Genomic DNA, 585 nt, shown 5'->3' on the forward strand with positions numbered 1-585 from the left:
CACGCAGGAGGTGGTGCCCGGCTTCGGTACCGACGCAACGCCCGAGACGCTGCGCCGCAACCGTCGTCCGCCGCGCAGTGAAGGCCGCAGCGAAAGCTCCTCACGCGCACCGGCCCGCAACGTCGCGCCGGACGGTTTCGACTTCGATCGCCCCTACGCCGCATCCGCCGACGACAAGGCCCCCGCCGCCGGCGTGCTGACGGCGGCATCGACCGCAACGCCTGCCCGCAGCGCCAGGCGTGCGGCACCGCTGGCTGTCCTGCTCGGCGGCAGCGGCCGCTGATCAGCGTTCGTCCTTGACGCGCTCGCCGGCGCGTTCGCTACACTCGCACGACGACGTGGGCCGCATTCCGGCGGCCCGCCATGTGCCGCAACAATCATGAGCAACAGCCGTACGATCCCCATCCTGCCGCGCCAGGCGCCCGCCGCGGAAGGCTATCGCCCACAACTGGCGAGCCCGCCACCGCTGTCGCTGTACGTCCACTTCCCATGGTGCGTGCGCAAGTGTCCGTATTGCGACTTCAATTCGCATGCGGTGCGCGACGCGGGCATTCCAGAAGAGGCGTACCTCGATGCGCTGTCGCG

Annotated in this window: 2 pseudogenes; both read left to right on the forward strand. The window is 70.4% G+C overall.

From position 1 onward, the window contains the following. Positions 1-283 (forward strand): annotated as a pseudogene (locus ACDA63_RS20155) (hypothetical protein); the annotation flags it as partial. Between the two features lie 96 nt (positions 284-379). Further along, a pseudogene (locus ACDA63_RS20160) lies at positions 380-585 on the forward strand (oxygen-independent coproporphyrinogen III oxidase-like protein); the annotation flags it as partial.

The sequence above is a fragment of the Uliginosibacterium sp. sgz301328 genome, from assembly GCF_041807905.1.
Classification (GTDB): domain Bacteria; phylum Pseudomonadota; class Gammaproteobacteria; order Burkholderiales; family Rhodocyclaceae; genus JBGVSA01.